Annotated in this window: 8 protein-coding genes; 3 read left to right on the plus strand and 5 right to left on the minus strand. The window is 59.9% G+C overall.

Going from position 1 to position 10,172, the window contains the following annotated elements; translation table 11 throughout:
- Positions 1 to 49 precede the first annotated feature (49 nt).
- From ACVI1L_RS09465 to ACVI1L_RS09475, 3 genes are all read left to right on the plus strand, one after another.
- Entirely contained in the window at positions 50 to 505 is a 456-nt protein-coding gene (locus ACVI1L_RS09465; protein WP_057016316.1) for a (2Fe-2S)-binding protein, read from the plus strand.
- Positions 506 to 509: 4 nt separating this feature from the next.
- Positions 510 to 2,717 (plus strand): xanthine dehydrogenase family protein molybdopterin-binding subunit, encoded by a 2,208-nt coding sequence (locus ACVI1L_RS09470; protein WP_076825060.1) that lies wholly within the window; start codon positions 510 to 512, stop codon positions 2,715 to 2,717.
- A 395-nt stretch (positions 2,718 to 3,112) separates the two neighbouring features.
- Positions 3,113 to 4,024, plus strand: coding sequence for a helix-turn-helix transcriptional regulator (locus ACVI1L_RS09475; protein ID WP_244558668.1), 912 nt, complete (start codon positions 3,113 to 3,115; stop codon positions 4,022 to 4,024).
- Positions 4,025 to 4,152: 128 nt separating this feature from the next.
- Here ACVI1L_RS09475 and ACVI1L_RS09480 read toward each other — a convergent pair whose 3' ends face one another.
- From ACVI1L_RS09480 to ACVI1L_RS09500, 5 genes are all read right to left on the minus strand, one after another.
- Positions 4,153 to 5,316, minus strand: coding sequence for a DUF3095 domain-containing protein (locus ACVI1L_RS09480; RefSeq protein ID WP_076825064.1), 1,164 nt, complete (start codon positions 5,314 to 5,316; stop codon positions 4,153 to 4,155).
- Positions 5,317 to 5,394: 78 nt separating this feature from the next.
- On the minus strand, positions 5,395 to 7,014 hold the full coding sequence (locus ACVI1L_RS09485) for a GMC family oxidoreductase (RefSeq protein WP_456782767.1): 1,620 nt from the start codon (positions 7,012 to 7,014) through the stop codon (positions 5,395 to 5,397).
- A 207-nt stretch (positions 7,015 to 7,221) separates the two neighbouring features.
- Positions 7,222 to 7,623 carry an SPW repeat domain-containing protein gene (locus ACVI1L_RS09490; protein WP_057016321.1) on the minus strand — a complete coding sequence of 134 codons (402 nt, stop codon included), beginning with the start codon at positions 7,621 to 7,623 and terminating at the stop codon, positions 7,222 to 7,224.
- A gap of 604 nt (positions 7,624 to 8,227) precedes the next feature.
- On the minus strand, positions 8,228 to 9,118 hold the full coding sequence (locus tag ACVI1L_RS09495) for a LysR family transcriptional regulator (protein ID WP_076825068.1): 891 nt from the start codon (positions 9,116 to 9,118) through the stop codon (positions 8,228 to 8,230).
- A 281-nt stretch (positions 9,119 to 9,399) separates the two neighbouring features.
- Positions 9,400 to 10,035 (minus strand): response regulator transcription factor, encoded by a 636-nt coding sequence (locus ACVI1L_RS09500; RefSeq protein WP_057016343.1) that lies wholly within the window; start codon positions 10,033 to 10,035, stop codon positions 9,400 to 9,402.
- Between the last annotated feature and the right edge of the window lie 137 nt (positions 10,036 to 10,172).

Below are 10,172 nucleotides of genomic sequence, written 5' to 3' on the forward strand. Positions count from 1 at the left end.
TGATGTTGATTGGCTCACTGCTCACTCCCAGCGCGCTCAAGAGGCATTCATGGCTTTCACACTGAAGATCAACGGCTCACTTCATGAGGTCGATGTCGACGGCGATATCCCTTTGTTATGGGTACTGCGCGACGTGCTCGGCATGACCGGGACCAAGTTCGGTTGCGGCCAGGCGTTGTGCGGCGCCTGCACCGTGCATGTCGATGGTCAACCGGTCCGATCCTGCCAAACGTCGATCGATAGCATCGGCAACAGTGCGGTCATCACCATCGAGGCGATCGGCCGCACGTCGCAAGGAGCCGCGTTGCAAAAGGCCTGGTTGGATCTGGAGGTCGTGCAATGCGGCTACTGCCAGTCCGGCCAGATCATGTCGGCGGCGGCATTGCTCAAAAATACTCCGAAGCCGAGCGACACGGATATCGACGCGGCGATGTCGGGGAATGTCTGCCGTTGCGGCACCTATCAGCGCATCCGTGCGGCTATCAAGCAAGCAGCGGGAGTTTGAGCTCATGGATATGCCGATTCTGAAGGACCGCGCCGAAGACGAAATGGCGATTTCGCGGCGCGCGTTTGTACGGGGCGCAGGTTTGATGCTCGGTTTTGCGTTGAGCGGTGCCGGCGCGGAGCCGGTGTTCGCGGCGTCCGCGTCGCAGTTGGTCGAAAGCGAGGTCACCGGTACCTTCGCGCCGAACGGATTCATCCGAATCAATCCGACCGGCGCCGTGACCCTGATCATGCCCATGGTCGAGATGGGACAAGGAGTTTACACGTCGCTCTCGATGCTTCTCGCTGAAGAACTGGAAGTGAGGCTTGACCAGATTCAGGTACAGCATGCACCGCCAAATCATGCGCTTTACGTCAATTCGATCATAGGCATTCAGAATACGGGTGGTTCTGCCTCCATCCGCGCCTTCTGGATACCGCTTCGCCAGGCGGGCGCGGTGGGTCGTAATTTGCTGCTTGCGGCGGCCGCCAAGCGGTGGAATGTCGATCCGGCGACTTGCCGCGCCAGCAACGGCGTCGTGTCCGATGCTTCGGGTTCGAAGCTTCTGAGCTATGGCGAGCTTGCGGAAGCTGCGGCGAAATTGCCTGTGCCGCCGGCGGCTAACGTCAAATTGAAGGATCCGAAGGATTTCACGCTGATCGGTACTCGCGCCAAGCGCGTGGATTCTCCGATAAAGGTCGACGGACGCGCGCTCTACGGTATCGATACGCGACTGCCGGGCTTGAAGGTCGCAGCGGTTGCTATTTCGCCTGTGCTCGGTGGCAAGGTGAAGGCGGTGAACGAGAAGGCCGCACTGGCGGTGAAGAATGTCCGGCAGTTCGTCAATATCGGTGAAGCCGTCGCCGTGGTGGCGGATCACATGGGGGCGGCGAAGAAGGGTCTCGAGGCCGCCGCCATCAGGTGGGACGATGGCCCGAACAGCAAGATCAGCAGTGCCGATATCGTACTGCAACTGGAGGAAGAATCGAAGAAGCCGGGCGCTGTTGCCCGTCACGTCGGCGATGCCCGAAAGGCGCTTGCGGACGCTGCGCAACGGGTTGACGCCGTCTATCAGGTGCCTTTCCTGGCCCACGCGACGATGGAGCCGATGAACTGTACTGTTCATCTGCGGAAGGATCGTTGCGACATTTGGGTCGGTACGCAAGCGCCTACGATCACGCAGTCCCAAGTGGCCGAACTCACCGGCCTGCCAAAGGATGCGGTCAAAGTCCACAATCATCTGATTGGAGGCGGCTTCGGTCGAAGGCTGGAAGCCGATGGCACGATTCTCGCCGTCAAGATCGCCAAGCACGTCGACGGCCCGGTGAAGGTAATCTGGAGCCGCGAGGAAGACATCCAGCACGACATGTATCGGCCCTACTATTTTGATCGGCTGTCGGCAGGACTTGATACGACTGGCCAGCCGGTCGCCTGGACGCATCGGATCGCCGGCTCCTCGGTCATGGCGCGCTATTATCCCCCTTATTTCAAGGACGGATTGGACCCCGATGCCGTGGAAGCGGCGGCCGAGCCACCCTATGCACTGCCCAATATCCACGTCGACTTCGTCCGGGTCGAGCCCCCTGGTGTCCGGACGTCCTGGTGGCGCGGCGTCGGACCGACTCACAACGTTTTTGTGGTCGAAAGCTTCATCGATGAGCTCGCTCATGCCGCGAAGCAAGACCCCCTCGCCTATCGCAAGAGATTACTTGGCCACAATCCGCGAGCGCTCGCTGTTCTGTCGCTTGCAGCGGAAAAAGCGGGATGGGGATCCCCCCTTCCGACGCGGCATGGCCGCGGAATTTCGGTACAGTTCGCATACGGAAGTTACACATCGCAAGTCGCCGAGGTCAGCGTCGGCGTCGATGGCTCTGTCAAAGTCAGGCGCATCGTCTGTGCGATTGATTGCGGCACGTACGTCAATCCGGATACAATCGAAGCACAGATTCAAGGCGGCACGCTTTTCGGCCTGACCGCCGCTCTCCATGGATCAATCACTTTCAAGGATGGACGGGTCGAGCAGAGCAATTTCGACAGCTATCTGCCGATGCGTATCGACGAGGTCCCGGTGGTGGAGACGCACTTGATCAAGAACGCAGAGGCTCCGGGCGGCATTGGTGAAGCTCCGACAGCCATCGTGAGTGCTGCAGTGACCAATGCGATCTTCGCCGCGACCGGCAAGCGTGCACGCAGCCTGCCGATCGATACGGATTCGCTGAAGTCGTCATCCTAGGTCCTTGCCCTTCATCCCGCGTGACAGCTTTCTTGGCGCGTTCATCGCGTGCCGCGCTTTTCGATGGTGGCGTCGAAGACTCGTCGTCAGCATCTCGACCTGAAGGCGGTTCAGGATTGATCTGCAAACGTTTCACTTCCATACTCCGGTACTCTGATCATGATTGCGCCATCGGGCACTGGAGGAAGGCCGAGCAGTGGTAGGAGCGAGAATGGCGCCGCTCCCACTGATCCTTGGAGAACAGGCGTAGGAGCACTATCGGCGCCAGTAGCCAGCAATAAAGGGCCACTCTCATGCACACGAAAGCGGTTCCAAAGCACACACTCACCAGGCAGAACGTGTTGCTGTCCACGGGGTCCACGGTGAAATTGTCTACAACGGACCTCGACAACCTAATGCAGGCGCTCGACATCGATGTCATCGCGCTGACCGAGATACTGGTGCCACACGGTCACCGAGTGAAATTCGGGACGATTGACGTACCTGGAATCCACTACAACTTGAGTGGCGTGGGACGCATATCGATCAACAGCGGACCAGCGATACCGTTGAGCCCTCATTTACTCATCATCGTGCCGCCAAACACTCCCTTCATGATCGAGGTTGACGGTGGGAGCGGCCCACCGAAGCTCATTTCGAAAGACTGCTGGACCCATCAGGAAGGCATTCTCCGCGTCGCAGCGCCGAATGAGCGACCCGAAATCGTCCAGGTATGCGGCTTTTTTAACGCATCCTTTGGTCAGTCGGTGAGGCTGTTCGGAGAACTCCGCGAACCAGTGATCGAGCAATTCGAGCCGGCTGACAAAATCGACCTGAAGCTTCGCGAGGCTATGGACGAGCTGCTGCAGCAAGAGGTCGGCGTGGGAGCCATGACAGCGTCTCTTCTCAAGCAGATCGTCGTCTCTTTGGTGCGGCGGTCCCTGAGGTCTTCCCAGCGGTGGACCGAGCGATTCTCGATACTTGCCGACAGGCAGGTGACCCGTGCTTTTGCGGATATGGTGGCGCGGCCGGGAGCAGCCCATTCAGTTCAAAGCTTGGCGCACAGTGCGGGATTGAGCCGCTCGGCATTCATGGCTCGCTTTTCGGCTATCTTTGGACAATCGCCGATGGCCATCTTGCGGGACTTGAGGATGCGCCAGGCCGCAGTCGATTTGACGACGACGACGATGCCGATCGACGTCGTTGCTCTTAATGCGGGGTACGAAAGCCGTTCAAGTTTTGTGCGGGCTTTTCGAAAGGCGTACAAGCGAGATCCGAGCGACTATCGGCGGACAGCCGGCGAGCGCAATGCCCGGCAGGATGTCTGAAACGACCTGTTTAGCGCGTGCGGGCTGGTCACCCAATCTCCAAACAACGATGGCCGCCGCTGTGCGCTCTGCAATGGCAACCGAAGCGCAATTGCCCGAAGCTCTGATGGTTGACGTGAGCGGCCAAGTCACGAATCCTCTGAGAAACTGGCGACATTACGCTTCAAGTTGGCCGCGGCGAAGGCATATCCCCCGGAAGCACCATCAACGAAGTGCACGTGATCGGCTCTCGTGGGTGATGGCACATAGCACGTCAGATTCGCAGCCTTCTGTCGGTGCGTCCCGAAAAAGCAGGCGCCTCGTCGCTGGGCCTCCTCCAGGCGCGCGCCTATCGCATTGGCGAGCTCGGATGAGCAATCCACCGTCATGCGCAGGCCGTCATCGAATTTTCGGTAATCTGTATTCTCCACAAGCTCACGTCGGAACCGCGCTTCATCAAAGCCTTCAATCGGAGGCCCCGACCGGGCGCCTACCCAAGCCAGAACGGCGCGCCGGGACTCCGCGACCCAGGTCGCAAAGGGCATCTTCCGCCTGCTTTCCTTGATAGCATGATCAAGATAGTCGCCCGTCATTGCGGGAAGCGGACCTTCGGCGGGCAGCGGACGCAGGTCGAGATCGTTGGAACGAAGCGTTTGCAGGAGCTCCTGTATAGTTTCCGCGAAGAAAGCCGGATCATCGCGCGAAATGACGATAAGAGACAGAATGATGCCGTTCTTGGTATCGATCGGGGCAAATCGGCACGAGAGACCTGTGAGGTCGGCTGAAACTCCGAAAGGCGCGCGTGGAACGATGTATCTGCCTTCCTTGAGTTCGCGCTCGGCCCAGGCAAGCCCCCCGCCGGCGAACATCGCGTAGCTGACATTCGAAGAGGGCGCGAAGCGGGCGACCAGGACGTCCAAGTGCTGAGCGCGAATGTCTGCGACCGGAATGACCGCAACGCGCAATGTGAGATCCAACACGTCTTCAGCCCAAGCGGCAGTTCTTCCCAGGGTATCCTTGACAACGGACGAACGGGCGCCGGGCGCTGCGATGCTCGCGCCGTCGCCTCCGAAAGTGGACGGAAGATGTAGGTCTGGTAGTGCATTGCTGATGGCGGCAAGAACCGCCGCGCCGGCCGTATTCACATCTCGGTACCGTCCTTGTTCAATCGCTTTGGTCGAATGGCTGACATCTGTAACGGCGATGATCCAGTCTTCCGGCAGCGGGCGGTACAGATCTCGCTGCATTACGTCATCGAAGGAATCGAAGGGCACAAGCGCCCGATAGAAACCATCGCCTGATCGATTCAACATCGTCTGCAGACCCTCCGGTCGTCTTCGGAGTTCGGAGCCAGGCGCAGTTTCGCTGTTCGATAGCCTTGCCGGAGCTTCTCAGGTGCGCTTCAGATCCTCGACCAGCATCGCCGTCGCATGGCGTGCGAGCGCCTGGGTTGGCGCGTTGGTATTGCCGCTGGTGATGTTCGGCATGATCGAGGCGTCGATCACCCGAAGGCTGTCGACCCCGCGGACCCTGAGCCTGGCGTCGACCACCGCTCGCTCATCCTGTCCCATCCGGCACGTTCCGACCGGGTGCCACATCGTCGTTACGACGCGCTTCACCCATTCGCCGATCTCCGCGTCCGACTGGATATGCGGACCGGGATCCATCTCTTCCTCGATCACCGACGCCAAAGACTCCTGGGCCATAACCTCGCGGATCGCCCGCACTGATTCCACCGCGGCCCTCAAGTCTTCCGCCTCGCCGACGAAGTTTGGATTGATGAGGGGCATCGACGTCGGGTCGCTGTCGGCCAGCCGCACCCAGCCGCGGCTCTTGGGCTGAAGCACCACGAGCTCGAAGGTGACGCCCGAGCGGTTGCCTGTCGGACCGAGTTGCTCGTTCAAAATGATAGGAGCGTGGTAGCATTGGATCGTGGGGTCGGCGGCGAAGTCTGACGGGCTCCAGTGAGTAACCGTCTCAATGCCGTTGCCCGACGCGGGGCCGTCCTTGGTGACGAGATACCGCAGGCCGGCCTTAATTGTGCCGAGTCCCTGAGCGGCGGCCTGATAGCCGAGATCTCCCTTCACATAGGCGCGAACCGGGACCATCGGGTGGTCGTGGAGATTTTCGCCAACTCCCGGAGAATCGACAACCACCGTGATGCCGTGCTGCCGCAGCTGCTCGGCCGGTCCAATGCCTGAGTGCATGAGAATTTTGGGGCTATGAACGGCCCCGGCCGACAGAACGACCTCGCCGGCCATGACCCTCTCGAGGCCGTTATCCTTCAGTTCGATCCCGACAGCCCGCTTGTCGTCGACGAGAATCCGAACGACGGTCTTGCCGGTGAGAAGTGTGACGCGGCCCGAGGCGAGATACGGACGCAGATAAGCGTCGACCGCGCTACACCGGCGTTGATTTCCGACCGTCGACTGCACCGGCGAGACGCCGATCTGGCTCTCGCCGTTATAGTCGGGATTGTAGGGCAGCCCATATTCCTGGAACGCCTTGAGACAATGTTGATTCAGCTCGTTGATGCCCTTGGGCAACTGGACCGCCAGACCGCCGTTGATGCCGTGATATTCATCATGGAAGGTGTCGTTGCGTTCCTGCGCAATGAAGACGGGAAGCAGGTCTTCATACGACCATTTGCCAGTGTCGCCGACCGCATCCTGCCACGCGGCGAAGTCGCGTATCTGACCACGGACGTAGCACATCGCGTTGATCGAGGAGCCGCCGCCGAGCACCTTGCCCGAACGATATGCCCTTTTCTTGCCATGCTGGGGAACCGTCTCATACTTCCAGACATGCCGGTCGTGGACCAATATATTGGCGAAGCCGGCGGGGATGTGGATGAACGGATCGCGATCCAAGTCGCCCGCTTCGATCAGCGCAATCGATGCATCGGTGTGTTCGGCGAGATAACTCGCGACGACGCAACCGGCCGCACCCGCGCCAACAACGACGATGTCGTACCTCTCCTGGGACATCCGTATCTTTCTCTTTCGCGCCATTTTTAGTTCAATCTCGCCCCGGGAGCCGCTCTATCGCGGCACCTGGTTCGGAGCTTGATTACACCTTGCTCTTGGAGGGTGATCCTTCTCGACCGGCGAGGGAAATCACCTCTCGCCATGGAGTTGATAGACGATCGTTATTGTCGCTTCACCACACCGCGCGATGGCGTACGCTGAGACAGAGCAGGTGACGCGCTGTTGTCGCTTTTAACCCGCCGCGCGCCTGCCCAATGTCGAGCCCGTAGCGAGCTGTTCCTCAGGCGCATTCAAGACTGTCGTCGTGAGCAGAACGGCGGCGGCGAGGACCCAGTAGTACCAGGCATCGAGCCCGACGAACTTGAACGCAAACGGAGCGATGATAAACAACACGCCGACGGCGCGATCGACCCAAAGGTGAAGCCAGTAGGGAATGATGCGGACGAGCCCGGTGGGATGGTCAGTCAGGGCGGCCAAGAGCAGCGCGGTCGCACCGACAACGACCGAAAGCCACGTTGCGACCGGGTTGTTCTGGCCGAGATCCAGCACGAAAGGCGCTGCGATCAAGACGATAGCGACCGGATAGTCGATCAAGTAAGCATGAATGGATTTGGTGATGAAGCGAAGCGACATCGCTGTCTCCTAGTTGTTGGATTTGTTTAGTTGAGCGGGTCCTTACGGTGCGGAGAGTGCATCACCCGACGGTGATCAGGACGATTGCGCCGCCCTGCGCTGTAGCACTTCATTCAACCGTCACAGGTCAGCCCCGTTGGATGAACAGTAAGCAGGCACGCGAACCATTAGAAATGCCCGGTCGTTATCGTTTCCATTCCGCCTCATTCAGCGCCGGGGAGGCGAGGTTTGTGTCTGCGTGGCGTCGGCCACCAAGTCGAGAATGGTGCTTCAGTGTCCCGCTATCGCAGCCCAGGACTACGTCATCCGCTCATTCCCGGGTCGCCGCCCTATTCTCGTCCTTGCTCCTTTAACCTGGAGCCCATAGCCCAGAGCGGCCCGATCTTGCCGGAGTATGTCGTCAATCGGGTCGGACGAGATGCTCGCGAGCTGCCACTGCGCCTTCTGCCGGGTGGAATGGCTCGCTTCTATCGACCCGACGCGTTCCACGGCACGTCAGCCCTCGAACTGCTGCGTTGCTTGCTTCATACGCGGCGCGTTGGGCTGGCTTTTTAAGTAGCAACAGCGAGGTATGCGCTGCATGCCGTCCCACTGAACTGCAATTTCACGTCGTTCGCACAACGGATGACCAGTCGCGAAGGCGCGTGACCTTGACGAAAGCGTCAAGCGCCGGCGAGTAGCGGCGCCCCTGCACGGCCAGTAGCCGCACCTCGCGCGAAGCCAGGTCGCCTTCGAGCGGGATAGTCTTGAGCATCGGAAGATGCGGCATGTGCTCGGGCGCGAGCATTACGCCGAACCCAGCGGCGGCCATATGCTGCAGGTGCAAGTCGTTGCCGCTGCGGTGGCCGAGGTGAAGCGGCTTCTCGGGAAAATAGGCCTGCTGGATTTTTGCTGCCACGTCGCAGTCGGCACGTTCCAGCAGGATGGTCTCACGGAGGTCCTCGATGCCGATTGAGGGACGGTTTGCCAGCCGATGTGTCGGCGCGAGGACCGCGACATAGCGCTCCTCGAACAGCGACCAGTCGTCGATCCGGTCAGGCATGTCCCGCACGTCCCCGACCATTGCCGCGCTGATCTCCCCCTTAAGCAAGAGGTTGACAAGCTTCTCTGCTGCTCCTTCACGCAACTCGACGTGAAGTCCGGGGACGCCCCTCGTAGTCTCGGCGATCGAGTCGAGCACGAGCGACGCCGAGATCGAAGGAGCAAGGCCGATCTTCAAGGGCGCGACCTCTTTGCGTTGGAAATCCCGGGCCCTGCGGCGCACCGTCTCCGCAGAGGCGAGTGTGCGCTCCAGCATCGGAAGGACTTCCTTTCCAAGGTCGGTGAGCTGCGTTAGCCGACGCTCGCGGTAGATCAACTGGCCGCCGAGTTCCTGCTCGAGCTTCTGCACCCCCTTGGTCAGCGCTGGCTGCGCGACATTGCACTGCTCGGCCGCGCGAGTGAAGTTGAGCGTAGACGCGACGGCGAGGAAATAGCGAACCTGATGAAGCTCCATCGTTGATTCTCCGTCAAGTCGCGGCGAGTCTTGAGATGCTACGATGACCCGACACGCGTCGCATCCCATCTTGACGGCTTGGGGTATTGCGGTCGATTCCGCGAAGGTACCGTGAAGTTCACTTGTTGCTGATTGTGCTAAGCGTTCGCTTAGACGCAAGACGTAAACGGCGCGCGCCCGGATCCGCTAGCCGGATAAGCGCGCCAATTGGAGATGTCGGCACAGCAAGAGGCCGCAGAAATGCACCCTCACGCGAAGCGCGGAGTAAACACCTTCTGGGTTCAGGAGTTGTGCGGGTGATGGAGACCTTCGTTGAGAAGGTCCGCCATTCGGCTGAGTTCGGGAAGCGAACGCGCCTTCATCTTCCGCATCAAATTCACGCGATGCACCTTCACCGTAGATTCGGAGATGCCGATATCATTGGCAACTTGCTTGTTGAGGCGACCGGCGACGACGCCGAACATGACTTCACGCTCTCGGGAGCTGAGTGTGTCGAAACGCTCCTTGAGCGCGGCCACTGCGCTTTCACTCTCTCGACGGGCACGATCGCGAGCGAGGCCTGCCTCGACGGCATCAAGAAGATCCTGATCACGGAATGGCTTTGTAAGGAACTCAATCGCACCGCCCTTCATCGCTTGCACGGTCATCGGCACGTCGGCATGTGCTGTGATGAAGATGATCGGCACTTGCCTGTTTGCGGCGACAAGGTCGCGCTGAAGCTCAAGACCGCTGCGTCCCGGCATTCTCACGTCGAGCACCAAGCAGGTAGGACCGTCCGGCGGATCGGCCTTGAGAAAATCGGAAACAGACGAAAATTGTCGGGCAGGCAAGCCGACTGTCCGCAACAGCCGCGCGACCGAGTCGCGAAACTCCGGATCATCGTCGATTACCAAGACACTGGGATTTGCCTCACCCACTCTCGGCATCCTGCGTTGGCAAAGCGTTCTCCTACTACCAACATCATTCTATGCCCAATCGACCGCAAGAAACAATGTTTGTCGCCTAAGCGGACGGCCGAGGGGCTAAGCCATCGCTTAGGAACGGTAACATTGCG

The organism is Bradyrhizobium sp. USDA 4516, from assembly GCF_054055915.1.